This is a genomic window from Brevundimonas denitrificans, assembly GCF_030160755.1.
Classification (GTDB): Bacteria; Pseudomonadota; Alphaproteobacteria; order Caulobacterales; family Caulobacteraceae; genus Brevundimonas; species Brevundimonas denitrificans.
Genome location: NZ_BSOY01000044.1, coordinates 1 through 25425 on the forward strand (window position 1 = coordinate 1; position 25425 = coordinate 25425).

Here is a 25425-nt window from a genome sequence, read left to right on the forward strand (position 1 = left end):
CTGCCCGCCGCCGCCCGCCGGGCCCGCCATCGCCTGATCGCCGACGCCGCTCGGGAGGCCGGGGCGCGGGTCGTCCTGTTCGCCCACACCGCCGACGACATCGCCGAGGGCGACATCATGCGCGCCGAAGGCTCCACGCTGGGCCGGCTGCGCGACTGGTCGCCGTCCCCGGCCTGGCCCGAGGGGCGCGGGCTGATGCTGCTGCGCCCGATGCTGGGCGCGGGGCGGACGGAGGTGCGGGCGTGGCTGAATGGGCAGGGGGCGGACTGGGTCGATGATCCGGGGAATGAGGATGTGCGGTTTGCGCGGAGCCGGGCGCGGCAAGCTCTGACCCTTCTCCCGATGGGAGAAGGAGGGGCCCGCCCGGCGCCAGCCGGGGGGGAGGATGAGGGGTTACGGCGCCAAGGGCTTGATCGACTGGAACCCCTCACCCTTTCGCGCAAGGACGACGGCTTCGCCGCCGTGGGCTCAAGCCCTCTCCCGATGGGAGAGGGGTCGGTCAGCATCGACCGGCATATCGACGCCGCCACTCTCGCCGCCGCTCTCGTCTGCGCCGGGGGCGGAGACCGGCTCCCGCGCGGCGACCGGCTCTCATCTGTCCACGCCCGCCTGACTTCCGGCGAGGATTTCACCGCCACCCTGTGCGGCTCCCGGATCGAGGCGAGCGGCGATCAAGGGCTCGTGACCCGCGAAGCCGGCGAATTCGTCCGTCGCCCGCGCCCGCCGCTGCCGCTGTCTGCGGGGGTCGAGACCGTCTGGGACGGCCGCTGGGCGATCACGACCGATTCGCCCGGCTGGGCCGTCGCGCCCGCCGCCGGACGGCTGGCGGCCCTGTCCGACGCCGACCGGGCGGTGTTGAAGGCCCTGCCGCCCGCGGCGCGAGGCTCCATGCCTGTGCTGATCCGGAACGATGCGACTGCGCCGGTTCTTGCAGGGAGGGCGGCGAGAGCGGTGGCCCTGGTCGAGGAAAGACTGGCGCTGGCGCTGGACCGAATGACGCATGAACGGGACCTTGGCGGCGCTATCCATGGCGCATCGCCCCGGAACCACCTATTTTCCGGCCTACATCACTGACGACCGGGCGCTTCGGCGCACCCAGGGAACGAGACGAGAATGAACCTGCGCAATCTGGCCATCTGGGGCGTGATCATCCTGGGGGCCATGGCCTTCTATGTCGCCGCCAGCCGCCCGGGCGGCCTCACGGCGCCTCCGGGCGCCAAGGAGGCGGCGGCGGCTCGCCCCGTGGCGATGAGCTATTCCGACCTGCTGAAGGCCCGCGACGACCGGGCGATCGTCAGGATCGAGGTGCGCGGCGAAACCGTGAAGGCGACCCTGCGCGACGGCAAGGTGGTCAATGTCATCACCCCCGTTCCCAATGCGGCCTTGGTGGACAGCATCCAGGCGTCCGGCGCCGAGGTGGACGTCAAGACCACGCGCCAGTCGCTGTGGGTCAGCGCCCTGATCGGACTGCTGCCTTTCGTCCTGATCATCGGCCTGTGGATCCTGATCATGCGCCAGATGCAGGGCGGGGCCCGCGGGGCCATGGGCTTCGGCAAGTCCAAGGCCAAGCTTCTGACCGAGCACAAGGGCCGCAAGACCTTTGACGACGTCGCCGGCGTGGACGAGGCCAAGGAAGAGCTGCAGGAGGTCGTCGACTTCCTCAAGGACCCGGCCAAATTCCAGCGTCTGGGCGGCAAGATTCCCAAGGGCGCCCTGCTGGTCGGCCCTCCCGGCACCGGCAAGACCCTGCTGGCCCGCGCTGTCGCGGGCGAGGCGGGCGTGCCCTTCTTCTCGATTTCGGGCTCCGACTTCGTCGAGATGTTCGTCGGCGTCGGCGCCAGCCGCGTGCGCGACATGTTCGAACAGGCCAAGAAGAACGCCCCCTGCATCATCTTCATCGACGAGATCGACGCCGTCGGCCGTCACCGCGGCGCCGGTCTCGGCGGCGGCAATGACGAGCGCGAGCAGACGCTGAACCAGCTGCTGGTCGAGATGGACGGCTTTGAGGCCAATGAGGGCATCATCCTGATCGCCGCCACCAACCGTCCCGACGTGCTGGACCCCGCCCTGCTGCGACCTGGCCGCTTCGACCGTCAGGTCGTGGTGCCCAACCCGGATGTGAACGGCCGCGAGAAGATCCTGCGCGTCCACATGAAGGACGTGCCCCTGGCCTCGGACGTCATGGTCAAGACCATCGCCCGCGGCACTCCCGGCTTCTCGGGCGCCGACCTCGCCAATCTGGTCAACGAAGCCGCCCTGATGGCGGCCCGCAAGGACCGTCGCATGGTCACCCATCGCGACTTCGAGGACGCCAAGGACAAGGTCATGATGGGCGCCGAGCGCAAATCCATGGCCATGAACGAGGAAGAGCGCCGCCTGACCGCCTATCACGAGGGCGGCCACGCCATCGTCGCCATGAACGTCAAGATGGCCGACCCGGTGCACAAGGCGACCATCGTCCCGCGCGGCCAGGCGCTCGGCATGGTCATGCAGCTGCCGGAAGGCGACCGCTATTCCATGAAGTACCAGCAGATGGTCGACCGCATCGCCATCATGGCCGGCGGCCGCGTGGCCGAGGAGTTGATCTTCGGCAAGGAGAACATCACCTCGGGCGCCAGCTCGGACATCCAGCAGGCGTCCAAGCTGGCGCGTCGCATGGTCACCCAGTGGGGCTTCTCCGACATCCTCGGCACCGTCGCCTATGGCGAGAACGAGCAGGAGGTCTTCCTCGGCCACTCGGTGGCGCGCAGCCAGAACGTCTCGGAAGAGACGGCCCGGATCATCGATTCCGAGGTCAAGCGGATCGTCGGCGCCGGCTGGGACGAGGCCCGCCAGATCCTGACCGAAAAGGCCGCCGATCTGGAGACCCTGGCCCAGGCCCTGCTCGAGTACGAGACCCTGTCGGGCCAGGAGATCAAGGACCTGCTGGAGAAGGGCGTCGCTCCGAACCGCGACGAGAGCAACTTCCCCAACGCCGGCCCCTCGGTCTCCGTGCCGATCACCCCGGTGTCCGACGGAACCTCGGTCGAGGTCCAGACGGTTCACTGAACCGCCGCACCGCGCTGGAACAGGGAAGGGCCGGGGATCGCTCCCCGGCCCTTTTCGTTGGGCCCGTCAGATCAAGTCTTCGGGGTCCTCGATCAGGATCGCCGTCAGCTTGCGGATGCGGCCGGCGGGATCGGGCCAGACGATGGACTGGCCTTCGGCGAGGCCCAGCAGCCCGGCGCCCACATGCGAAAGGGGCGAGATCAGGCCGCGGTCGATGTCCGCCTGGTCCGGCGGGACGATCTTGACCCTGCGGGTGCGGCTGTTGTGGCCGTCGATGTAGTGGACCCAGCGATTCAGCCCGACGGTCGCGATCCGTCGCGCGGATTTGTGCACGGTCGCCCGGGCGAGTTCCTGCTGCAGCAGACCGGGGGCTCCCTCGGCGGGCGCATCGCCGACCAGCCCGGAGAGCAGGGCATGGTCGGCTGACGTGAGATGAATTGCGGGCAGGCGCGCGGGTGCGGCGCCGGGGGCATGGATGGTCATGGTCTTTTCCGAAAAAGGACGCGTCGGCGCAGGGCGCTGACGGTCGGGGTCTGTGGAAGGCGACGGCAGGCGGCCCCGGAGCGCGACGCGTGTCGTCGCCCCGGGGTCAGCCGCCTGCGACGAGGCGTCCCGCGTGATTCAACAACCGACCCTGTTCGGACCTTCCAGACATGCGGACAGGCTAGGCCAAGGGTGCGGGAAGTCAAACTCCGACGGAAGATATGCGATCCAGATAGACAAGTTTGCAATACAAACTAGTCTGTGCGATACGGCTTTCGTCCAACAAGGGGAGGGCGCCATGCCGTCATCTGAAATCCACCAAACCGACCGCCTGCACGGTCTCGACGCCCTGCGCGGGACCGCCCTGCTGCTGGGCGTCGTCCTGCATGCCTCCATGTCCTATTTCCCGGTCACCATCTGGATCGTGCCCGACACCGACAACTCGCCGGTGGCCAGCGTCATCTTCTTCGCCATCCACCTGTTCCGGATGACTGCCTTCTTCCTGATCGCCGGCCTGTTCGCGCATATGATGCTGGACCGGCGCGGGTTCCTCGGCTTCATCAAGGACCGGGGTATGCGGATCGCCGGACCGCTGGCGACCTTCTGGTTTCCGGTGCTCGCCGCCATCATCGCGGGTCTGGTCTGGATGGCGGCGATCCGCAACGGCGGAACCATTCCGACCGACGGACCGCCGCCGCCGCCGCTGACGCTCGAGACTTTTCCCCTGACCCATCTGTGGTTCCTGTGGGTGCTGCTGATCCTCTATGTCGCCATGCTGATCCTGCGCGCGCCGTTTGCGATGGCGGATCGCGACGGCGGCTGGGGCCGGTTCGTCGACCGCATCACCGGCGCCCTGATCGGCCCCTGGACGCCGGCCCTGATGGCCGCCCCGCTGGCGGTCGCCTTCTGGCTGACGCCCAACTGGACGCCCTTCTTCGGCATTCCGACCCCGGACACCGGACTGGTTCCGAACGCGACCGCCCTGACCGCCTTCGGGACCGCCTTCGGCCTCGGTTTCCTGCTGGACCGCCGCCGCGACCTGCTGGTCCGCATCGAGCGCCTGTGGCCGGTTTTCACGGTCGTGGCGCTGGGCGTCGGGACGGCGGCCCTGGTCATGGTCGGCGGGCCGGTCCCGGAGCTCGCGCCGGTCGCCGATCCGGAGCTGAAGGCCCCGCTGGCCGCCGTCATGGCGCTCGCCGTCTTCGCCTCGACCTTCGCGGTCCTGTCGCTGGCGCTGCGTTTCGCTTCCGGATACAGCGCCGTCCGCCGCTACCTCGCTGACTCGTCCTACTGGGTCTACATCGTCCACCTGCCGCTGGTCATGGTCGGCCAGATTCTGGTGGTCAACGAGACCTGGCCCTGGTTCGTCAAGTTCGGCGCGGTCATCGGCGGGACCATGGCGATCAGCCTGCTGACCTATGAACTGCTGGTCCGCCACAGCTTCGTCGGCGGCTGGCTGAACGGCCGCCGCGTCCCCTGGCGCCGTCAGCGGGAAGCCGAATTCGCCGCCGCCGAATAGCTTGCCAATACCTGCCGGCTCGTCCACCCCAGGGGCGAGCCGGCTCCGGAGAATCGTCATGCCCGCCAAGCCCCGCCTGTATTCCCCCGAGGACGACCTCGCCTTCATGCGCTCGATCGTCGAGGGCGGCGGCCGACCGCCGATGACCCTGGCGATCTGCTATCTGGCCGGCGGGCTGCTGTACGGCCTGCAGTGCCTGTTCCACGTCGGGCAGGCGACCGGCCTGATCCGCTGGCCCGACCTGGCGAACCTGGCCTTTGTCGTCGGGATCAGCGTCGCCTTCCTGTCGATCCTGACCTGGGCCATCCTCAAGGATCGCAAGGCTGGCGGGTCCAATCGTGGCCCGGTGGCGACCCGCACGCTCAACGCCGCCTTCAGCGCCACGGGCATGGCCAACTGCGCCGTCATCATCGTCTTCGGCGTGGGCGCATACCGGGACCAGGACTTCGCCATCTGGCTCTATTACGCGGCCATCGTCTTCGCCCTCCAGGCCGCGGCCTGGTACATGGCCTGGACGCTGAAGCGGAAGGGCTGGATGCTGGCTGTGGCCCTGGGCGGCTGGGTCACGGCCGTGGCGCTCGGCGTCCTGGTGCGCGAGCCGATGTTGTATCTCGGCGTCTGCACCGTCGCCCTGTTCCTGCTCTTCGCCCTGCCGGGCTGGATCCTGTTCCGCGACGCCCGCGCCGCGCCGAAGGGGGCCTGAACGCGCCATGGGCCTGGCCGACCTCGGACGGATCGACGACGTCATCCACGGCCGCATGCGGCTGGGGATCATGGTCTATCTGTCCGACGCCGACAGCGCCGACTTCACCGAACTGAAGACCGTGCTCGAGGCCACCCAGGGCAATCTGTCGGTCCATCTGAAGACGCTGGAGAAGGCCGGCTATGTCGCCATCCACAAGAGCTTCCGGGACAACAAGCCCCTGACCCGGGTGTCGATCACGCCCGCCGGCCGCAAGGCGTTTTCCGCCTATCTCGACGCCATCGGCAGCCTGATCGGGGGCAAGGACTGATGCGTCGCCCGCAGGTCATGGGCATCGTAAACGTCACCCCGGACAGCTTCTCCGATGGCGGCCGCCTCGCCTCGGTCGAGGCCGCCGTGGCGCACGGTCTGCGGCTGGTCGAACAGGGCGCGGACATCCTCGACATCGGCGGTGAAAGCACCCGGCCCGGAGCCGAACCGGTCGATGCCGTCGAGGAAATCGCCCGCGTCGTCCCGGTCATCGAGGGCCTGCGCGCCCGCTGGCCCGGCCCGATCAGCATCGACACCATGAAGCCCGCCGTCGCCCGCGCCGCCGTCGCCGCCGGGGCGACGATGTGGAACGACGTGGCCGCCCTCGGTCATGCCGCCGACAGCCTCGCGACCGCCGCCGAGCTCGGCTGCGACGTGGTGCTGATGCATATGCAGGGCGAGCCGCGCACCATGCAGGCCGACCCCCGGTACGACGACGTGGTCGCCGAGGTCGCCGGGTGGCTGACCGCCCGGGCCGGGGCGGCGATGGCGGCGGGCGTGAAGCGCGAGCGGATCTGGCTCGATCCCGGTCTCGGCTTCGGCAAGACGGCGGCGCACAACCTGGCCCTGACGGCCCGGCTGGACCGGCTGGTCGCGACCGGCTTTCCGGTTCTTTACGGCGCCAGCCGCAAGCGGGTGATCCAGTCCATCGACCCGACGGCGACCGACCCCGTCGACCGGCTCGGCGGCTCGCTGGCCCTGGCGCTGGAGGCGGCGCGCCGGGGCGCCGCGATCCTCCGCGTCCACGACGTGCGCGAGACGGTGCAGGCGCTGGCGGTGCAGGCGGCGGTCGAGCATGCGGACCGGTAGGGCCGGCGTCTTGCCGGGCGCCGCGGACTGGGCCATGTGCGGATCATGACCTCGCCCCTCGGACGCGTCCTGATCATCGCCGGCTCGGACTCGGGCGGCGGGGCGGGAATCCAGGCCGACATCAAGGCCGTGACCATGCTGGGCGGATACGCCGCCACGGCCATCACGGCGATCACCGTGCAGAACACCCTGGGCGTCCACGACGTGCACCCCCTGCCGCTGGACCTGATCGAGGCCCAGGCAAGGGCGGTGCTGGACGACATCGGCGCCGATGCGATCAAGACCGGCATGCTGGGTTCGACCGCCGTGGTCGAACGGGTCGCCGCCATCCTCGATTCGTCAGACGCCCCGGCGGTGATCGATCCGGTCATGATCGCCAAGGGCGGCGCGGCCCTGCTGGCGGATGATGCGGTCGCCGCCGTCCGGTCGCTGATGATTCCCCGGGCGGCCCTGCTGACCCCCAATGCGCCGGAGGCCGAGGCCCTGACCGGCGTCGCCGTCAACGACCTCGACAGCCAGCGCCGGGCCGGCGAGGCCCTGCTGGCCATGGGCGCGCGGGCGGTGCTGATGAAGGGCGGCCATGTGCCGGGCGCGACGGTCGTGGACCTGCTGCTGACCCCGACCGGCGAGACCCTGCTGGAGGGCGAGCGGTTCGCCACCCGCAACACCCACGGCACCGGCTGCACCCTGGCCAGCGCCTGCGCGGCGGGCCTCGCCCGGGGCCTGCCGCTGGAAGTCGCCGTGGCCGAGGCCTGGGCCTATGTCGCCGAGGCGATCCGGCGGGCGCCGGGTCTGGGCGCCGGGCACGGGCCGCTGGACCACGGCTGGCCGCTGCGGGACCGCAAATGACGGATCTGAACGCCCGTCTGGTTGAGATCGTTCGCGCCGACCCCGGCCTGATGCACGTCCTGACCACCGTGCGCGGCCTCGGCCTGAACGACTGGCGGGTCTTCTCCGGCGCGGTCTATCAGAGCGTCTGGAACGCCGTGACCGGCCGCCCGGCCGGCTATGGCCGCAAGGACTATGACCTCGGCTATTTCGATCCGGACACCAGCTGGGACGCCGAGGACGCCGTCATCAGGCGCGTCGCCGCCGCCTTCGACGAGCCCTTCCGGAGCGACGTCGAGGTGCGCAATCAGGCGCGGGTCCATCTGTGGTTCATGGACCGTTTCGGCGAACCCTACGAGCCCCTGACCGGCACGGACGAGGCGCTGACCCGCTTCGTCGCCCCGGCCTTCGCGGTCGGGGTGCGGCTGGAGGCGGACGACAGGATCAGCGTCGCCGCCCCGTTCGGGCTGGAGGATGTGTTCTCCATGACGCTGCGGCCCAACCCGAACCGGCCGCTGGCGAAGGGGTGGGACAGGGTCGTGGCCAGCGCGCGTGCGCGGTGGCCGGAGATTCAGGTGATCGCGCCCGCCAGCCGCGGATAGATGTCCCGATCCACCTTCTCCATATGCCTCAGCGGATCGGCCGGCTCGAAACCGTATTGCCCATACAGGCCATGGGCGTCCGCGGTCGCCAGTCCCCAACGGCGCAGGTCCCGCAGGCGCGGTTCCGCCAGCACGCCCTCCATCAACGTCTTGCCCAGACCCCGGCCGCGGGCCTCCGCGGCGACAAAGACGTCGCACAGCCAGGCGAAGGTGGCCTGGTCCGTGACCACCCGGGCGAAGGCCACGAGACGGTCGCTCTCGAACAGTCCGAAACAGATCGAGCCCCGGCAGGCGCGCTCGAACACCGGCCAGGGGATCGCCTTGCCCCAATAGCTTTCCTCGGCGATCCAGCGCCAGGCGATGCGGAGCTCGGACTCGGTCAGGGTGGTGCGCAGGTCGGTCATGGGCAGGATATAGCGCGACCGGCGGCGCTGGCGTAACAGCGAAGCCATGCGCCAGTGGACCGTCGACGCCTTCGCCTCCGCCCCGTTCAGGGGCAACCCCGCCTGCGTGGTCGAACCGTTCGACCGATGGCCCTCCGACGCCTGGATGCAGGCGCTGGCGAAGGAGAACAATCAGGCCGAGACGGCCTTCCTCCTGCGCACCCCGGACCCCGCCCGCTTCGACCTGCGCTGGTTCACGCCGGGGATGGAGGTCGATCTGTGCGGCCACGCCACCCTGGCGTCAGCCCATGTGCTGCTGGCCGAACCGGGGCTGGAGGCGGCGTCCGTGACCTTCGACACCCGCTCGGGTCCGCTGGTCGTGGCGCGGGCGGCCGGGGGCTATGAAATGGACTTCCCCGCCGACCCGCCGCGTCGGACCTCGACGCCTGAAGGCCTGGTCGAGGCGCTCGGCGTCACGCCGGTCGAGGTCTGGGCCGGGCGCTATCTCGTCGCGGTGCTGGCCGATGCGGCGGCGGTGGACGCCGTCGCCCCCGACATCCGTGCCCTGGAATCCATCCAGGGCGAGGCGGGCGAGGTCGGTCAGGTGATCGTCTGTGCGCGCGCGGACGCTTCGGACGACGTCGATGTGGTCGATCGCTTCTTCGCGCCGGGCTGCGGCGTGGACGAGGACCCGGCGACGGGCTCGGCGCACTGCATCCTGGGGCCCCTGTATGCCGACAAGCTGGGCCGGGCGACGGTGCGGTTCCGGCAGGTCTTCCCCGGCCGGGGCGGGGACATTGAAACCGAAACCCGCGGGCCCCGCATCCTGCTGCGCGGGCGGGCCGTGACCGTGATCGAGAGCGTGCTCAGGGTTTGAGACAAGGAAAGGGGCGCGACCCTTTCGGATCGCGCCCCCGGGACCTTCGGGGAGGAAGGTCGGAGCCTAGTAGCGACGGTTGTCGTGGTCGCGGCGTTCGGCGCGGACCTGCATCGACAGACGGTCGTAGCGGCGGTCCAGTTCGGCCCGTTCGCGGTACGACAGGCCGCCGCGCATGTAGTTGCGCTCGAGGTTCACCAGGGCGTTCAGCTCGTACCGCAGCCGGGTCGCTTCCCGGCGGCTGAGCTGGCGGTTGCGCTCGCCCTGATCGATGCGGCGGTCGAGCTGGTATTTGCGCTGGCTGATGTTCTGCCAGTTGCCGCCACGATCATTCTCGTAGCGACCACCCCGGTCATCGTCATGACGACCGCCGCGATCCTGTTCATAGCGGCCGCGACCATCACGGTCCTGGTGACCGTAGGACTGGGCCATGGCGGGGACCGCGACGGAGGCCGCGGCCAGGGCGAGGGCGGGGATGAGAAACTTCTTCATCATCGGACTTCTCCTTGAGCGTTCCACGCAGACCGGGCGGCCGGCGTTGATGTGAGATGACCATTCCCCGGCTGAGCGCGATCTGAACGGCGCGCGTCAGCATTCATTCATCGGCATGAATTCGTCGTCACGCCCCGAACGCCTGTCCCGGACGGCGAATCCTCGTCGCGCGCGCGAGGGGGGCGGCGCAAAAGGTGAAACATGTCTACACTCGTCGTTCAGCCGTCGTTCAGAGCCCGGGGCCTAGACCGCTCTTCATGATCCGCCCGTCCGCCATCCTGCTTGCAGCCCTGATCGCCGCCGCGCCCCTGTCGCAGGCGGTTGCGCAGGACCGTGGTCCGCGCGGCGACCGCCAGCAGCAGCAGGACGACCGCCCGCGCGTCAGCGTCGGCGAGGCGGTGCAACGCGCCTCGTCGGGCCGCCAGGGCCGGTTCCTGGGCGCCAGCAACCGCGGCGACACGATTGTGGTTCGCTGGGAGTATCCCGGCGGCCGCGTGGCGGACATCATGGTGGACGCCCGCACGGGTCGGGTCGTGGGAGAACGCTGAATGCGAGTCTTGCTTGTCGAGGACGACGTTGATCTGTCGCGCCAGCTGAAACTGGCTCTCGGCGACGCCGGCTATGCCGTCGATCACGCCGCGGACGGCGAGGAAGCCCATTTCCTCGGCGACACCGAACCCTATGACGTGGTGGTGCTGGACCTCGGCCTGCCCAAGATCGACGGCGTCTCGGTGCTGGAGCGCTGGCGCCGGGACGGCAAGACCACGCCCGTGCTGATCCTGACCGCGCGCGGCGCCTGGTCGGACAAGGTGTCGGGCTTCGACGCCGGCGCCGACGACTATCTGACCAAGCCCTTCCACACCGAGGAGCTGCTGGCCCGCCTGCGCGCCCTGCTGCGGCGTTCGGCGGGCATCGCCTCGGCGACCCTGTCGTGCGGCGGCCTGCGCCTCGACCCGCGCGCCGCGCGCGCCACCGTGAGCGGCGAGCCGCTGCGCCTGACGTCGCTTGAGTACCGGTTGCTGCACTATCTGATGATGCATCAGGGCCGGGTCATCAGCCGCACCGAACTGGTCGAGCATTTGTACGACCAGGACTTCGACCGCGACTCCAACACGATCGAGGTCTTCGTCGGCCGCCTGCGCAAGAAGATCGGTCCCGACCGGATCGAAACCGTGCGTGGTCTGGGTTACCGCCTGACGCCGCTGGCGGGGGAGTCCGACGGGACGTGACCGAAGGGGCGGGGGGCGAAGCGAATCCGGAAGCCGCCCGGACCTGGGGCCGCTGGTTCGGGCGCCCCGGACGCAGCCTGACGCGGCGTCTGATCTGGCTCGCCTCGGCGTGGATCGTCATCGCCCTGGCCCTGACCGGCTGGATGCTGACTTCGCAATACCAGGAATCGGCGCTGCGCCGCCTCGGCAACATGCTGGCCGACACCATCGACGAGGTGGTGATCGCGACCAATGCGACGCCCGAGAGCGTCACCGTCGCGGCTATCCCGGACGCCAAGACCGACCGCGCCCTGTCCGGCGAATACTGGGCGGTCGCCGAACTGGACAGCGAGGACGGCCTGCGCTTCATCGCCGGCTCCCCGTCCCTGGCCGGGGAGCAACTGGCCGTTCCGCGCGACCTTCCGCGTCGCCTGCGCGCCGCGACCGGCACGACCATCAGCTACAATGATCCCGGCTTCCTGCACCCCCCCCTGCGCCAGCCGCTGCGCGTGGCCGCCAGTCTGAAGTCGCTGCCGGGGCGCGCCGAGCCGCTGGTGTTCATGGCCGCGATCGACCGGACCAATATCGAGAACGACACCCGCCAGTTCGCGACCTTCACCTGGACCGCCCTGCTGATCCTCGGCCTGGGACTGGTCATCGCCGTCTTCCTGCAGGTGCAGATCGGCCTGCGTCCGCTGTTCAGCCTCCGGAACGAGATCGCTGACGTCCGCAAGGGCAAGGCCGCCCGGATCGCCCGCAGCTATCCGATGGAGATCCAGCCGCTGGCCGAACAGGTCAACCGCCTGCTGGACCACAATCAGGAGACGGTCGAACGCCAGCGCACCCATGTCGGCAACCTGGCCCATGCGCTCAAGACGCCGCTGTCGGTCATGCTGGCCGAGGCCGGGTCGCAGAAGGGCGCGCTGCCCGACATGGTCCGCAAACAGACCGAGGTGATGAAGGCCCAGGTCGACCACCACCTGCGCCGCGCCCGCGCCGCCGCCCGCGCCCAGCTGCTGGGCGAACGCACCCCGATCGCGGAGGTGCTGGACGAGATGGCGGTCATGCTCGAGCGGGTGTTCGAGGAGAAGTCCGTCGAGATCGACTGGCGCGCGCCCGACGACCTGGGTTTCCGGGGCGAGCGACAGGACCTGCAGGAAATCCTCGGCAATCTGATGGAAAACGCCTGCAAATGGGCCAGGCGTCGCGTCCGCGTCACAGCGGGTCCGACCGGTCTGGGACAGATGGTGGTCGTGGTCGAGGACGACGGCCCCGGCCTGCCGGCGGACCAGCGCGAGGCGGCCCTGGAACGCGGCGCCCGCATGGACGAAACCACGCCGGGTTCCGGCCTGGGCCTTTCGATCGTGGTCGAGCTGACGCGTGCCTATGGCGGCAGGATCACCCTGGCCGACAGCGATCTGGGCGGCCTGAAGGTGTTGCTGGAACTGCCCGCGGCGGAGGCCTGATTTCAGCCGTCTGGATAGCGGTTGTTAACCCTGCCTGCCCATAGTCCGGTAGGCCGGACTGGGTCCGGTTCGGGGTTTTCGTATGGCCGGGCTCTCCGTCGCCCATCGCGTCGCGCTCACCGCCCTGCTGGCGCGGTGTCCTGAAGCCGCGCTCAGAGCCGTGTCCGCCGCTGTGGCGCCGATGGGCGGGGGCCGGGCCGCCGAACTGCGGATGCTCATCGGAGAAGAAACCCGCGACCGGCTGCGCCGCGCCAGGGTTCTGGCCCCGCTGGCTCCCATGTTCCGCCCCCGCGCCGATGGCATTGCGGCCATGACCTTTCCGTCTCACGTCCTGCCGCGCCTTTGGGGCGCCGCCCGCGAGCGTGAGCCCAACCTTCTGCTCCATCTGGACCGGGATGATCCGTCGGCGACGGCGGTCGCCGATCGCTTTTGCCAGGCGGCCGCCCGGGTGGTGCGGGACCAGCCGGACCTGGTCTGGCCGCCCGACGGCGACGAAACGGCGCGTCAGGCGGGCCTCGCCGACCTCGCGGCCTGCCTCGATCTGGCCCACCTCGCGCGCCGCGGTCTGCCCTCCCTGGAGATATGGCTCAAACGCCCGGACGGCGACCAGATCGCCGAACTGCGGCTGCTGCTCAAGGACTGCGCCGGCGTTCACGTCGACGGCGCCCAGCGCGTGCTGGAGATGCTGTTCGCCCACCTGCAGGACGCCGTCCTGATCCTCCGCATCGTCACCCAGACCTCGCTGGCGGCGGGGCGCGAGGGATTCCTCAGCGAGTCGGAACTGGCCGGGTTCGTCGACCGGTTGATCGCCGGAGTCGACGTCCGGGCCCGCAAGATCGAGGCGTTCAAGCCCGGCGCCGATCTGGATCATGTCGAGACGGTCATCGCGGATCTCAACTGGTGCGCCGGCGTGCTCGGCGAACTGGACGTGACGCTGACCCTCAATCCGCAGAGCGTATGGGGCAAGTCGGTGCGGGATGCGCGTGTCGCCATCGCCCGGCGTCTGTCCGGCCTGCTGCGCGCGGCGGACAAGGCGGTGGACGAGGCCCTTCCGCTGGAACGGGTGCAGATCGCCGGCCGCATGACCCGCAAGGCCCCCCGGCTGTCGGCCCCGGTGGACGGACCCGCCGTCGACGCCGCGCTCAGCCTGTTGAAACTGGTCGGATCATCGCGCGGCCCGGCCTCGACCTTTGGCTGCGAGGCCGACCGCAAGACCCTCGTCGATGCCCTGACCGACCGGCTGTCGGACCATGCCGACCAGACGCTGCGGATGATCAATGACGGCGAGGCCGAGGATGAGACCCATGCGCTGGGCCTCGTCGAACTGGTCGCGGTCTGCCTCGATCACATCGACGCCGTCGAGCCCGCCCGCACGGTGCGGCGTCGGGCCGCGGTCGCCGGCGCCCCTGCAAAGGGGTCCGAGGTCTCGTCGCGGGCCGCCTGATCGGCTACATCGCCGGTGATGACGGCATTCTGGATCATGGCGGCGCTGCTGACGGCCCTCGCGGGCCTGTGCGCCCTGGCCGGCGCGCGGCGCGGCGCCGACGCTGACGAGACCGTTTCCGCCGCCGCTGAACTGGCCGAGCTGGATCGACTGAAGGCGCGGGGATTGCTCGACGAGGCCGGCTGGACCGCGGCCCGCGCCGAAGCCGGACGCCGCATCCTCGTCTCCGACCGGGAAGCCGCTCCGGTTGGGGCCGGGACGAAGGACCGGTTCTGGGTGCTGGCCGGGCTGGGAGCCACGGCCGCCGCCGCCCTGGGGCTCTACGCCGTGGTCGGCGCGCCGGGCCTGCCGGATCAGGCGTATGAGCGCCGGGTGGACCAGTGGACGACCGAGCTGGAGACGCTGCAGCCGCCGCAACTCGCCGCCGTGGCCGCCCGGGTGGTGCAGGAACGGCCGAACGACCATCAGGCCCTGACCATGCTGGGCGCCGCGCGGTTCGAGGCCGGCGATCCGATCGGCGCGGCCTCGGCCTTCCGCCGGGCCCTGACGCTGCAACCCGACGACGCCCAGAGCTGGTCGCGGCTGGGCGAGAGCCTGACGCGGGCCAATGGCGGCGTGGTCGGGGGCGACGCCGAGGCCGCCTTCGCCCAGGCCCTGCGGCGGGATCCGGGTCAGCTGGGCGCGCGCTATTTCCTCGGCGAGGCGGCGCTGGCCCGCAACGAGGCGGCCATGGTTCGGGCCATGTGGGGGCCGCTGATCGCCGCCCTCGATCCGGCCGATCCGCGCCGGGCGGACCTGCAACGGCGGATGCCGGGGGAAACGGAATGAGCTGGCTGCCCAAATCGCCCAAGGCGCGCCGCCGCCTGTGGGTTGTCGCCGCGGTCGCGCCGGTGCTGGCCCTCGCGGTCAGCCTGTCGCTCTACGCCATGCGCGACAACGTCACCTTCTTCTTCTCCCCGTCCGAGGCGACGGCCCAGACCGCGCCGACCGGCCGGGTCATCCGTCTGGGCGGGCTGGTGGAAGCCGGCAGCGTGGTGCGCGGCGCCAATGGCGAGGTCGCCTTCGCGATCACGGACAATGCGGCCACCACCCGCATCGTCTATCAGGGCGACCTGCCCGACCTGTTCCGCGAAGGGCAGGGGGTGGTGACCCAGGGAGCCTTCCTGCCGGATCGCAGCTTCCGCGCCACCCAGGTGCTGGCCAAGCACGACGAGAACTATATGCCGCGCGAGGTCGCCGACCGGCTCAAGGCCAAGGGCGAGTGGCGGCCCGAGGGCGGCGCGCCCGCCGCAGGAGCCGCGAGCCGGTGATTGTTGAACTGGGCGCCTTCGCCCTGATCCTGGCCCTGGCGCTGGCGGTGCTGCAGACCGGCATGGCTGTGGCCGGCCGTCTGCGCCGCAGTCCCGTGCTCGCCGGCGCCGCCGAGGGCGCGGCCCTCGCCTGCGCGGTCGCGGTGGCCCTGGCCTTCGCCGCCCTGATCCAGGCCTTTGCGGTGTCGGACTTCTCGGTCGCCAATGTCGCGGCCAACAGCCACACCGACAAGCCGATGCTCTACAAGGTCGCCGCCGCCTGGGGCAGCCACGAGGGGTCGCTGGTTCTGTGGTGTCTGGTCCTGACCGGCTTCGGCGCGGTCCTGACGCGTGCGCGCGGCCTGCCGTTCGGGCTCAAGGCCTCGGCGGTGGCCACGCAAGGGCTGCTCGGCGTGATGTTCCTCGCCTTCGCCGTCTTCACCTCGAACGCCTTTGAACGGCTGGACCCGGCCCCGTTCCAGGGCGGCTCGCTGAATCCCTTGCTGCAGGATCCGGCGCTCGCCTTCCACCCGCCCTTCCTCTACGCGGGCTATGTCGGGTTTTCGGTCTGTTTCTCCCTGGCGGTGGCGGCCCTGATCGAGGGCCGGGCCAACTCCAGCTTCTGGCCGGCCTGGGGCCGCTGGGTTCGGCCGTGGGCCCTGGCCAGCTGGGCCTTCCTGACCGTCGGCATCACCCTCGGCGCCTTCTGGGCCTACTATGAGCTCGGCTGGGGCGGCTGGTGGTTCTGGGACCCGGTCGAGAACGCCAGCTTCATGCCCTGGCTGGCCGGCGCGGCCCTGCTGCACTCCGCCGTGGTCACCGAGCGGCGCGGGGCGCTGGCGGGCTGGACCACCTTCCTCGCCCTGCTGGCCTTCACCTTCTCCATGCTCGGGGCCTTCCTCGTCCGGTCGGGCGTCCTGACCAGCGTCCACGCCTTCGCCGTCGACCCCGAGCGCGGCCTGATGCTGCTGGCGATTCTCGGCGCGACCTCCGGCGCCGCCTTCGCCCTGTTCGCCTGGCGCGCGCCCCGGCTGAAGGGCGGGGGGATGTTCGCCCCGGTCAGCCGCGAGGGCGCGCTGGTGCTGAACAACGTCTTCCTGACCGCCGCCTGCGCCACCGTCCTGCTCGGCACCCTCTATCCGCTGATCCTCGAGGCGGCCAACGGCGCGACCATTTCGGTCGGCCCGCCCTATTTCGCCCTGACCTTCGTTCCCCTCATGGCCGCCGCCTTCCTGATCCTGCCCGCCGGGCCGCTGCTGGCGTGGAAGCGCGGCGACCTGAAGGGCGTGGGCCAGAGGCTGGCCGTGGCCGCTGGCTTGGCGATCCTGATCGCGCTGCTGGGCTGGATGGCCTTCGAGCCGAAGAAGGCCCTCTCCGGCGCCGGGATCGGCCTCGGCGCCTGGCTCATCCTCGGGACGCTGGCCGAGGTCGCCGAGCGGGTCCGTCTGTTCCGTGCGCCCCTCGCCGAAAACCTGCGCCGCGCGCGCAGCCTGCCGCTCGGCGCCTGGGGCACCACCCTGGCCCACGCCGGGCTGGGGGTCTTCGTGCTGGGGGCGGTGGTCGAGACCGGCTATCGCGTCGAGGCCGCCCGTCCGCTGGCCCCCGGCCAGACCATCGAGGCCGGGAAATGGGCCGTGCGGCTCGATTCGGTCCGTGTGGTCGAAGGCCCGAACTATCTGGCGGAGCAGGGCAAACTGACCGTGACCCTGCGCGACGGCGGATCGCCGAAGACGGTCACCGCCGAGCGCCGGTTCTTCCCGACCGGCGGCCAGACCACGACCGAGGTCGGGCTGGATTTCCGCGGGCTGGACGACGTCTATGTCGTGCTCGGAGAACGCGGGCAGACTGCCGCCGGCGAACCGGCCTGGAATGTCCGCGTCTGGTGGAATCCCTGGGCGCGGCTGATCTTCCTCGGCCCGGCGATCATGGCGCTGGGCGGCCTGCTGTCGCTGCTGGACCGGCGGCTGCGGCTGGGCGTGAACCGGAGGCCCGCGGCATGAAACGCGCCCTCCTGATCGCGGCCGTGCTGTTCCTGACCGCCGCGCCGGCGGCGGCGCAGGAGCCTCCGCCGACGCCGGACCGCCCCCTGCCCGACGCCGCCCAGGAGGCGCGCGCCCAGGCCCTGTTCGACGACATCCGCTGCGTCGTCTGCCAGCACGAAGCCATCGCCGACAGCCCCGCCGGCCTTGCTGCGGACGTGCGCGCCCTGGTGCGGGAACAGATCGCGGCCGGGCGATCCGACGAACAGGTCCGCGACGATCTGGTCCGCCGCTACGGCGACTTCGTCCTGTTCACGCCGCCCTTGCGGGGCGGGACCTGGCTGCTGTGGTTCGGGTCGCTGGCGGCGCTGCTGGCGGCGGGCGCGGGCCTCTGGTTCGCCTCGCGTCGCCGTCCGGCCGCCGTCGAGCCCCTGTCCGCCGCCGAAGAGGCTGATCTGGCGCGGATACTCGCCGATCAGGCGGTTCGCCCCGATCCTGACGCAAAGCCGTCTGACGACTAGCGATGCGGACCCTTTCATCGCGTCGCGGCGTTGGTGAAACAGGCCGCAGCCCTATATTGTAAGGCCGAACGGGCGTTCGACGCCCGACGAGAGGATCGCAAGACACGCCTATGATGAAGCGCAAGGAATTCATGCTGGGGGCCATCGCGGGCCTGACCTTCGCCGACGCGGCGACCGCCGGCGGCGTCATCGACTGGCCCTCGGCCGAGGCGGGCCCGGTGGCGGGCTTCTCGGGTCGCCTGGCGCCCAACGCCGGCGGCTCCGGCCTCGCCTTCGCCCCGCCGCAAGGCGCGCCCCTCAGCTTCGCCGACATCTTCGCCCAGGTCGCTCCGGCGGTGGTGCAGATCGACGTCAAGACCCGGGTCCGCCAGCCCAGTATGCTGCAGATTCCCGGCACGCCCTTCGCCATCCCCAATCCGAACGGCGGCGAAGAGGGCGAAGACGGCGCCGAAGGCGAGGGCGCGGTGGCCATGGGCGCCGGTTCAGGCTTCTTCATCTCCGGTGACGGCTTCATCGTCACCAACAACCATGTGGTCGCCGACGCCACCGAGATCACCGTCAGGCTGGCCGATTCGCGGGAACTGACAGCGCGGGTGGTGGGACGTGACGAAGCGACCGATCTCGCCGTCATCAAGGTCGAGGGGACGGACTTCCCGTTCGTGAATTTCGAGGAAACCGCCCAGCCACGGGTAGGTGACTGGGTCATAGCGGTCGGCAACCCCTTTGGTCTTGGCGGCACCGCCACCGCCGGAATCGTCTCGGCGCAGGGCCGCAGCATTCCCGACGAAGCTTCCAACTACGTCGACTTCCTCCAGATCGACGCCGCGATCAACCGGGGCAATTCCGGCGGACCGACGTTCGACATCTATGGGCGCGTGATCGGGGTGAACTCGGCGATCATTTCCCCGAACGCCGCCGGCGGGTCGGTCGGCATTGGTTTCGCAATTCCCGCGTCGGTGGCCAAGCCGATCACGGACCGGCTGATGCGCGGTGAGACCATCCAGCGCGGCTACCTCGGCGTCATCATCGGCAATGTCGATGCGGATATCCGGGACGGTCTCGACCTGCCGGCGGGCACCACGGGAGCCTACATCACCGAAGTGACCAAGGGAGCGCCGGCCGACCTCGCCGGTCTTCAGCCGGGGGACGTCGTCGTCCGCATCAACGGAGATACCATCGCCAGCTCCACGGAACTGACGCGCCGCGTCGCCGAGGTTCAGGTTGGCCAGCCGATCCGCCTGGAAATCATCCGGGACGGACGCCGCCAGTCCGTGACAGTGCGCTCGGGACGGCGTCCGTCCCGCGCTGAACTGAATGCGGGCCAGACTCCTGACGGCGAGCCGACCGAACCGCGGGCCGGCGCTGCTCTGGGGCAGGTCGTAGCCGGCCTCAATGTCTCCGACATCACACCCGTGCTTCGCCAGCGCTACAATATCCCGGCGGGTATCAACGGCATCGTGGTGAACAGCGTGGCTCCGGGGGGTGATCGCCGCTTCCAGCCCGGAAACGTGATCATGCGCGTCGGTAACGCTCCGGCCGCCACCGTGGCGGATCTCCAGGCCGCCGTGGCTGCCGCCCGCCGCGCCAACCGTGACTCCATCTTCCTGCTGGTGTGGACGCCGCAGGGCAATTCGACGGCCGTCGTCGAACTTCCCGATCCTGAATAAGCCTTAACTGCCCCCATCGCCGCCGATGCGCTAACATCGGCGGCGATTCACGTTTGAGGGGCTGATTCCATGCGCATTCTGGTGGTCGAGGACGACGCCGAGGCCGCGACCGCCATGGTCCGGGGACTGACCGAGGCGGGGCACGAGCCGACCCACGCCGTCGACGGCGCCTTCGGCCTGCTGGAGGCGCAGAAGGGCGGCTATGACGTCTATGTCGTCGACCGGATGATGCCGCGCCTCGACGGCATCGGCATGGTCGAGACCCTGCGCAAGGACGGCGACCAGACGCCGGTCCTGTTCCTCTCCGCCCTGGGCGAGGTCGAGGATCGCGTCACCGGGCTGAACGCCGGCGCCGACGACTATCTGGTCAAGCCCTATGCCTTCTCCGAGCTGATCGCCCGCGTCGAGGCCCTGTCGCGCCGCCGCGAGTCCGGCAGCGTCGCCACCATGCTCAAGGTCGGCGATCTCGAAATGAATCTGATCGCCCGCACCGTGCATCGCGCCGGCAAGGAGATCGACCTGCAGCCGCGCGAGTTCCAGCTGCTGGAATTCCTCATGCGCCACGCCGGCCAGTCGGTGACCCGCACCATGCTGCTGGAGAAGGTCTGGGAATATCATTTCGACCCCCAGACCAATGTCATCGACGTCCACATCAGCCGCCTGCGCGCCAAGATCGACAAGGGCTTCGACCACGCCATGCTGCAGACGGTGCGCGGGGCGGGTTACAGATTGGAACCATAGAGATTTCCCTCCCCCTCGGGGGAGGGTGGTCGCGAAGCGACCGGGTGGGGAGGGCTCGGCGACATGGCGATCATTGCCAGGGCTCGCGCCCTGAGAAAGAAGATGACGCCGGCCGAGGCGCGGCTTTGGATTCACCTCCGGGAGCTTCGGTCGGAAGGACTGCATTTCCGTCGCCAGTCTCCCCGGCGCGGCTATATTCTGGATTTCGTCTGTCTTGACCGTCGAGTGATTGTCGAAGTGGACGGCGCCTCTCATGCGGATGAGGACCGGGCGCGAAAGGATCGGGTGAGAGACGCCGTGTTTGCTCGTGAAGGCTTTGTTACGTTGCGCTACGCAAATGAAGCCGTCCCCACAGATGTCGGGCAGGTCGTCGACGCTGTGCGGATGCGTTGCCTGGCCCGCCCCACCCGGTTGAGGCTTCGCGTCAACCACCCTCCCCCGGCGGGGGAGGGAGAACACAGATGAAATTACCCTCCCTCCTGCGCCGCACGCCCTTCCGGCTGACGCTGCTGTTCCTCGCCCTGTTCGCGGCGGCGGCGAGCGCCATCCTGGCCTATGTCTATTTCGCCTCGGCCTCCGAGGCGCGAATCAAGGCCGAGCGCGACGTGCGCGGCGAGATGCAGGTCCTGACCGGCATCTACAAGGAACGCGGCTTCGACGCCCTGAACCGGGCCCTGATCGACCGCACCCTGCAAGACAACTCCTTCCTCTATCTGCTCAAGAACCCGGACGGCAGCCAGGTCACCGGCAGCCTGACGGATTTTCCGATCGCGGAGATGGAGGAAAACCAGCAATGGATCACCTTCCCCTTCACTGACACAGACGCGGAGGGACGGGTCACCCGGCCCCAGGCGCGCGGCGTACAGGTTCGGCTGGCGGGCGGAGAGATGCTTCTGGTCGGCGCTTCGCTCAGCGACACCGAGGCCTATCTGGCGCGCCTGACCCAGGCCCTGTGGACGGCCATGGGGATCGTGCTGCTGCTCGGCCTGGCCGGCGGGGTGCTGGTCAGCCGCAACCTCGAACGCGCCATGGGCCGGCTGAACAAGGTCGTCACGGCGGTGCAGGAGGGCGATCTCAAGGCCCGGGCCGTCGTCCGCAACTCCGGCGACGAACTGGACGAACTGGGCGCCGGGCTGAACACCATGCTCGACCGGCTGGAAGCATCCATGGCCTCGATCCGCCACGCTGGCGACGCCATCGCCCATGACCTGCGCTCGCCCCTGACCCGGATGCGGGCCAAGCTGGAAGTGGCGCTGATGGACGCCGAGGCGGGCAAGATCGACGGCGTCGACGCGGTCCAGCTGGCGCTCGACGAGGCCGACAACCTGCTCAAGACCTTCAACACGGTCCTCGCCATCGCCCGCCTGCAGGCGGCCGCGGGGCGCACGCCCGATCCGAAGGTGTTCGACGCCGCCGACCTGGCCGCAGACATGGCCGAGCTGTACGAGCCCGCCTCGGAGGACAAGGGGCTGGAATTCTCCGCCGAGATCGAGCGCGGCCTGATGATCGAGGGCAACCAGCCCTTCCTGGCCCAGGCGCTGGCCAACATCATCGACAACGCCATCAAATACACGCCGACCGGCGGCGCCGTGATGCTGCGCGCGCGCCGGCGCTCGTCGGGCGAGATCGAGTTCTCCGTCACCGACACCGGCCCCGGCGTGCCCGAGGAGGATCGCGAGCGGGTCATCGAACGCTTCGTGCGTCTGGACAACAGCCGCACCGAGGCCGGCTCCGGCCTTGGCCTGTCGCTGGTCGGGGCGGTGATGGAGGCCCACGGCGGCCGCATCCTGCTGGATGAAGGTCCCGGCGAATACGGCGGCTTCGGCCCCGGCCTGCGGGTGGCGCTGGTCCTGCCGGCGGCGGAATGAGCGGCTCGCTCGGCTCCCGGCTCGTCCCCTGCGGCCCGGTCATCGACGCCGTCGCGGCCGAGCGCGCCCATGAGCGTCTGTTCGCCGCCGCAACCGGGGACGGTTGGGCTGATGCGCTGGAGGCCGCCTGGCCCGCGCTCGCTCCCGTCTTCGCGGCCTCGCCCTATCTGGGCGGCCTGGCGCGCCGCTGGCCCGAGCGGCTTCGGCGGACGCTGGAGGCGGCGCCCGCGGACCGACTGGGGGCCATACTGTCCGCGACCGCCGCCCTGACCGGCGGCGCTGACGACGTCCGCGCGCCCCTCCGCTGGCTCAAGGCCGAACTGCATCTGCTGACCGCCCTGTGCGATCTCGGCGGCGTCTGGGATCTGGACGCGGTCACCGACGCGCTCAGCCGCTTCGCCGACGCCTCGACCCAGGCCGCCCTGCGGGCCGTGGCCCACGACCAGCGCGAGCGGGGCAAGCTGGTCTCCCCCGCTGACGACCCGCGTGGCCCTGTCCCCGGCCTGTTCGGTCTGGCCATGGGCAAGCACGGCGCCTTCGAGCTCAACTATTCCTCCGACATCGACATCAGCCTCTTCTGGGAGCCCGGGGCGCTGGAGAGCGCCCTGGCCGAGGGCGTCGAGCCGCAGAAATTCTGCGACCGGGCCGCCCATGCCCTGGCGTCGCTGATGCAGGAGCGGACCGGCGACGGCTATGTCTTCCGCTTCGACCTGCGGCTGCGCCCCGATCCGTCGTCCACTCCGCCTGTGGTCGCCGCCCCCATGGCGCTCGCCTACTACGAAAGCGTCGGCCAGAACTGGGAACGCGCCGCCTTCATCAAGGCCCGGCCTGTGATCGGCGACCTCGGCGCCGGGGCCGACTTCGTCAAGGCGCTGCGGCCCTTCATCTGGCGCCGCAGCCTCGACTATCCGGCCATCCTCGACATCCAGTCGATCAAGCGCCAGATCCATGTCCACAAGACCGGCGAGGCCATGGACGCGGCCGGCGCCAATCTGAAACTGGGCCGGGGCGGCATCCGCGAGATCGAATTCTTCGCCCAGACCCAGCAGCTGATCCTCGGCGGCCGCGATCCCGGCCTGCGCAGCCCCCGCACCGTCGACGCCCTGGCCGCCCTGCGCGACGCCGGTCATGTCAGCCCGGAGGCCTGCGCCGGGCTGACGGCGGCCTATGCGGCGCTGCGCGGCCTCGAGCATCGGGTGCAGATGCTCGAGGACGAACAGACCCACATCCTGCCGGCCGACCCCGCGCGGCGGGCGGCGGTGGCGGCGCTGGCGGGGGAGGGCGACCGCGCCGCCTTCGATCACGGGGTCGAGGCCCTGCTGGTGGGGGTCAACCGCACCTATGGCGAACTGTTTGAGGGCGAAGAGGCCCTGTCGTCGCCCTATGGCTCGCTGGTCTTCACCGGAGTCGAGAACGATCCCGAGACCCTGGCGACGCTGGAGCGGATGGGGTTCGCCGAGCCGGGCACGATCGCCGACACGATCCGCAGCTGGCACCACGGCCGCATCCCGGCGACCCGCTCGGCGCGCGGCCGTGAACTGTTTACACGCTTGGCCCCGCGCCTGCTGACGGCGCTCGCCGACACCGGCGCGGCCGACGCCGCCTTCCGCCGGTTCGCGGTCTTCTTCGCCGGGCTGAACAGCGGGGTTCAGGTCCAGGCCCTGTTCCTGGCCCAGCCGAAGCTGTTCGACCTCGTCGTCGGGGTCATGGCCTTCGCCCCGCGGCTGGCCCGCACCCTCGGCCGCTATCCGGCCGCCCTGGACAGTATGCTGGACGCCCGTTTCGCCCGCGCCATCGATGAGGATTCGGGTCTGGTCGACCAGATGCGGGCCGACGCCGCCGCCGCGCCCGACTTCGAGACCGCGCTGGACGCCGCCCGGCGCGTGCACCGCGAACAGATGTTCCGCATCGGCATCCAGACCCTCGCCGGCCACGCCGGGCCCGAGGCCGCGGGCCGCGCCTATACCGCCCTGGCCGACGCCGTCATGGACGCCCTGGCCCCCGCCGCCATGGCCGAGGCGGTGCGTCAGGGCGGGGTCCTGCCCGGCGGCGCGGTGGCCGTGGTCGCCCTGGGCAAGGCCGGGTCGCGCGAGATGACCGCGAGCTCCGACCTCGACCTGATGACCCTGTACGACGCTCCGCCGGAGGCGGTGTCCGACGGCAAGGGCTGGGCCGCGGGCGTCTTCTATTCCCGCTTCACCCAGAGGCTGATCGCGGCCCTGTCGGCGCATACGGCCGAGGGCGGGCTGTACGAGGTCGATATGCGGCTGCGCCCCGGCGCGGCCAAGGGGCCGGTGTCGCTGCGCCTCTCGGCCGTCGAGGACTATTATGCGACCGAGGCCGACACCTGGGAGTTCATGGCCCTGACCCGCGCGCGGGTGGTCTGGACCGACGATCCGGCCTTCGGAGCCCGGGCGACCGCCGCGCTGGAGGCCATCCTGCGCCGGCCCCGGCCGGGCGTGGACGTCGCCGCCGACGCCCGCCGCATGCGCGACCTGATGGCGCGCGAGCGGCCGGGGCAGGGGGCGTGGGATCTCAAGCTCGCGCCCGGCGGTCAGGTCGACGCCGAGTTCGTCGCCCAGGTGCATCAGCTGAAGGCCGCGGCCGGGGGCGCGCCGCTGACCGTCTCGACGCTGGAGGCGCTCGCGGCCGAACCCGCCCTGGCGGACGCATGGCGTCTGCAGCAGGCGCTGGGACAGGTTTTCAGTGCGGCCTTCGACGACAGGCCGGACCCGGAACAGGAGCCCGAGGGCTTCCGCCGCCGTCTCGCCGAGGCCGCGGGCCTGCCCGATTTCGAGACGCTGAAGACGCGGCTGGCCGAGGCGCGGACGGCCGCGCGCGCCGCCTTCGAATCGGTCCTGCCGCCGCCGCGCGACGGAGACTGACGGCAACGGCGTTTCACTCTCCAGACAGGGATTGAGGCCGCGTCATGCGGCCATGGAGATCATCAGGATGCACAAGACCCTTCTCGTCGGCGGCCTGGCCGCCCTCATGCTGGCCTCGGCCGGCGTCGCCCTCGCCCAACAGGCCCCGGCCCGGCCCATGCGCGCCGACGCCGACGGCGACAGCCGCCTCAGCCAGGCCGAGTTCGTCGGACAGCGCGTGCAGCGCCTGACGGCCATCGACGCAAACCACGACGGCTCGGTCACGGCCGATGAGCGCCGCGCGGCCATGCAGGCCCGCATGGC

General features: G+C 70.5%; 26 protein-coding genes. 23 read left to right on the forward strand and 3 right to left on the reverse strand.

From position 1 onward, the window contains the following. Together QQJ79_RS10120 and ftsH are read left to right on the forward strand one after the other, a co-directional pair. Positions 1-1074, forward strand: a 1074-nt coding sequence (locus tag QQJ79_RS10120; RefSeq protein WP_284222808.1) for a PP-loop family protein, incomplete at its 5' end; no start/stop codon positions are given. Between the two features lie 39 nt (positions 1075-1113). Next, entirely contained in the window at positions 1114-3048 is a 1935-nt protein-coding gene (gene ftsH, locus QQJ79_RS10125; protein WP_284222809.1) for an ATP-dependent zinc metalloprotease FtsH, read from the forward strand. 66 nt (positions 3049-3114) lie between these two features. Here the strand turns inward: ftsH and QQJ79_RS10130 are convergent, their stop codons facing one another. Then, positions 3115-3531: a GreA/GreB family elongation factor gene (locus QQJ79_RS10130; protein WP_284222810.1), complete on the reverse strand. Its 417-nt coding sequence runs from the start codon at positions 3529-3531 to the stop codon at positions 3115-3117. Positions 3532-3829: 298 nt separating this feature from the next. Here QQJ79_RS10130 and QQJ79_RS10135 point away from each other — a divergent pair, with 298 nt between their 5' ends. The 6 genes from QQJ79_RS10135 to QQJ79_RS10160 are packed head-to-tail and all read left to right on the forward strand — an operon-like array spanning position 3830 to position 8302. After that, positions 3830-5050 (forward strand): acyltransferase family protein, encoded by a 1221-nt coding sequence (locus QQJ79_RS10135; RefSeq protein ID WP_284222811.1) that lies wholly within the window; start codon positions 3830-3832, stop codon positions 5048-5050. Between the two features lie 58 nt (positions 5051-5108). Next, entirely contained in the window at positions 5109-5753 is a 645-nt protein-coding gene (locus QQJ79_RS10140; protein WP_284222812.1) for a hypothetical protein, read from the forward strand. 7 nt (positions 5754-5760) lie between these two features. Continuing rightward, complete coding sequence (locus tag QQJ79_RS10145; protein WP_284222813.1) at positions 5761-6063, forward strand: winged helix-turn-helix domain-containing protein; 303 nt, start codon at positions 5761-5763, stop codon at positions 6061-6063. Continuing rightward, positions 6063-6872, forward strand: coding sequence for a dihydropteroate synthase (folP, locus tag QQJ79_RS10150; RefSeq protein WP_284222814.1), 810 nt, complete (start codon positions 6063-6065; stop codon positions 6870-6872). Before QQJ79_RS10145 ends, folP begins: the two co-directional genes overlap by 1 nt. Positions 6873-6917: 45 nt before the next feature. Continuing rightward, the gene (gene thiD, locus QQJ79_RS10155; protein WP_284222815.1) at positions 6918-7721 is read left to right on the forward strand and encodes a bifunctional hydroxymethylpyrimidine kinase/phosphomethylpyrimidine kinase; all 804 of its coding nucleotides are present in this window, start codon (positions 6918-6920) and stop codon (positions 7719-7721) included. Continuing rightward, on the forward strand, positions 7718-8302 hold the full coding sequence (locus tag QQJ79_RS10160; RefSeq protein WP_284222816.1) for a nucleotidyltransferase family protein: 585 nt from the start codon (positions 7718-7720) through the stop codon (positions 8300-8302). Before thiD ends, QQJ79_RS10160 begins: the two co-directional genes overlap by 4 nt. Here the strand turns inward: QQJ79_RS10160 and QQJ79_RS10165 are convergent. After that, positions 8272-8754 carry a GNAT family N-acetyltransferase gene (locus QQJ79_RS10165; protein WP_284222817.1) on the reverse strand — a complete coding sequence of 161 codons (483 nt, stop codon included), beginning with the start codon at positions 8752-8754 and terminating at the stop codon, positions 8272-8274. The genes QQJ79_RS10160 and QQJ79_RS10165 overlap by 31 nt on opposite strands. On the opposite strand from QQJ79_RS10165, the gene QQJ79_RS10170 reads away from it, so the two are divergent. Beyond that, complete coding sequence (locus tag QQJ79_RS10170) at positions 8753-9562, forward strand: PhzF family phenazine biosynthesis protein (protein ID WP_284222818.1); 810 nt, start codon at positions 8753-8755, stop codon at positions 9560-9562. The two genes, QQJ79_RS10165 and QQJ79_RS10170, sit on opposite strands and share 2 nt — an antisense overlap. Before the next feature lie 66 nt (positions 9563-9628). On the opposite strand, the gene QQJ79_RS10175 is transcribed toward QQJ79_RS10170, so the two are convergent. Further along, positions 9629-10054, reverse strand: coding sequence for a hypothetical protein (locus QQJ79_RS10175; RefSeq protein WP_284222819.1), 426 nt, complete (start codon positions 10052-10054; stop codon positions 9629-9631). A 257-nt stretch (positions 10055-10311) separates the two neighbouring features. Here QQJ79_RS10175 and QQJ79_RS10180 point away from each other — a divergent pair, with 257 nt between their 5' ends. The 14 genes from QQJ79_RS10180 to QQJ79_RS10245 form a co-directional block, all read left to right on the forward strand. After that, the gene (locus QQJ79_RS10180; protein ID WP_284222820.1) at positions 10312-10602 is read left to right on the forward strand and encodes a hypothetical protein; all 291 of its coding nucleotides are present in this window, start codon (positions 10312-10314) and stop codon (positions 10600-10602) included. Beyond that, positions 10603-11283 (forward strand): response regulator transcription factor, encoded by a 681-nt coding sequence (locus QQJ79_RS10185; RefSeq protein ID WP_284222821.1) that lies wholly within the window; start codon positions 10603-10605, stop codon positions 11281-11283. Beyond that, a complete protein-coding gene (locus QQJ79_RS10190; RefSeq protein ID WP_284222822.1) occupies positions 11280-12728 on the forward strand; it encodes an ATP-binding protein in 1449 nt (482 codons plus the stop codon). The genes QQJ79_RS10185 and QQJ79_RS10190 overlap by 4 nt, the downstream gene beginning before the upstream one ends. Positions 12729-12810: 82 nt before the next feature. Then, positions 12811-14172: a hypothetical protein gene (locus tag QQJ79_RS10195; protein WP_284222823.1), complete on the forward strand. Its 1362-nt coding sequence runs from the start codon at positions 12811-12813 to the stop codon at positions 14170-14172. An 18-nt stretch (positions 14173-14190) separates the two neighbouring features. After that, a complete protein-coding gene (gene ccmI, locus QQJ79_RS10200) occupies positions 14191-15000 on the forward strand; it encodes a c-type cytochrome biogenesis protein CcmI (RefSeq protein ID WP_284222824.1) in 810 nt (269 codons plus the stop codon). Continuing rightward, positions 14997-15482: a cytochrome c maturation protein CcmE gene (ccmE, locus tag QQJ79_RS10205; protein ID WP_284222825.1), complete on the forward strand. Its 486-nt coding sequence runs from the start codon at positions 14997-14999 to the stop codon at positions 15480-15482. The genes ccmI and ccmE overlap by 4 nt, the downstream gene beginning before the upstream one ends. Beyond that, positions 15479-17461, forward strand: coding sequence for a heme lyase CcmF/NrfE family subunit (locus QQJ79_RS10210; RefSeq protein ID WP_284222826.1), 1983 nt, complete (start codon positions 15479-15481; stop codon positions 17459-17461). Before ccmE ends, QQJ79_RS10210 begins: the two co-directional genes overlap by 4 nt. Next, entirely contained in the window at positions 17458-17961 is a 504-nt protein-coding gene (locus tag QQJ79_RS10215; protein WP_284222827.1) for a cytochrome c-type biogenesis protein, read from the forward strand. Before QQJ79_RS10210 ends, QQJ79_RS10215 begins: the two co-directional genes overlap by 4 nt. Before the next feature lie 110 nt (positions 17962-18071). Beyond that, the gene (locus QQJ79_RS10220; protein ID WP_284222828.1) at positions 18072-19628 is read left to right on the forward strand and encodes a trypsin-like peptidase domain-containing protein; all 1557 of its coding nucleotides are present in this window, start codon (positions 18072-18074) and stop codon (positions 19626-19628) included. A gap of 69 nt (positions 19629-19697) precedes the next feature. After that, positions 19698-20369: a response regulator transcription factor gene (locus tag QQJ79_RS10225; RefSeq protein WP_284222829.1), complete on the forward strand. Its 672-nt coding sequence runs from the start codon at positions 19698-19700 to the stop codon at positions 20367-20369. Between the two features lie 63 nt (positions 20370-20432). Then, complete coding sequence (locus tag QQJ79_RS10230; RefSeq protein ID WP_284222830.1) at positions 20433-20834, forward strand: endonuclease domain-containing protein; 402 nt, start codon at positions 20433-20435, stop codon at positions 20832-20834. Continuing rightward, on the forward strand, positions 20831-22237 hold the full coding sequence (locus tag QQJ79_RS10235) for a sensor histidine kinase (RefSeq protein WP_284222831.1): 1407 nt from the start codon (positions 20831-20833) through the stop codon (positions 22235-22237). The genes QQJ79_RS10230 and QQJ79_RS10235 overlap by 4 nt, the downstream gene beginning before the upstream one ends. Further along, positions 22234-25122, forward strand: a complete 2889-nt coding sequence (locus tag QQJ79_RS10240) for a bifunctional [glutamine synthetase] adenylyltransferase/[glutamine synthetase]-adenylyl-L-tyrosine phosphorylase (protein WP_284222832.1) — start codon at positions 22234-22236, stop codon at positions 25120-25122. Before QQJ79_RS10235 ends, QQJ79_RS10240 begins: the two co-directional genes overlap by 4 nt. A 67-nt stretch (positions 25123-25189) precedes the next feature. After that, positions 25190-25425, forward strand: a 236-nt coding sequence (locus tag QQJ79_RS10245) for an EF-hand domain-containing protein (protein WP_284222833.1), incomplete at its 3' end; no start/stop codon positions are given.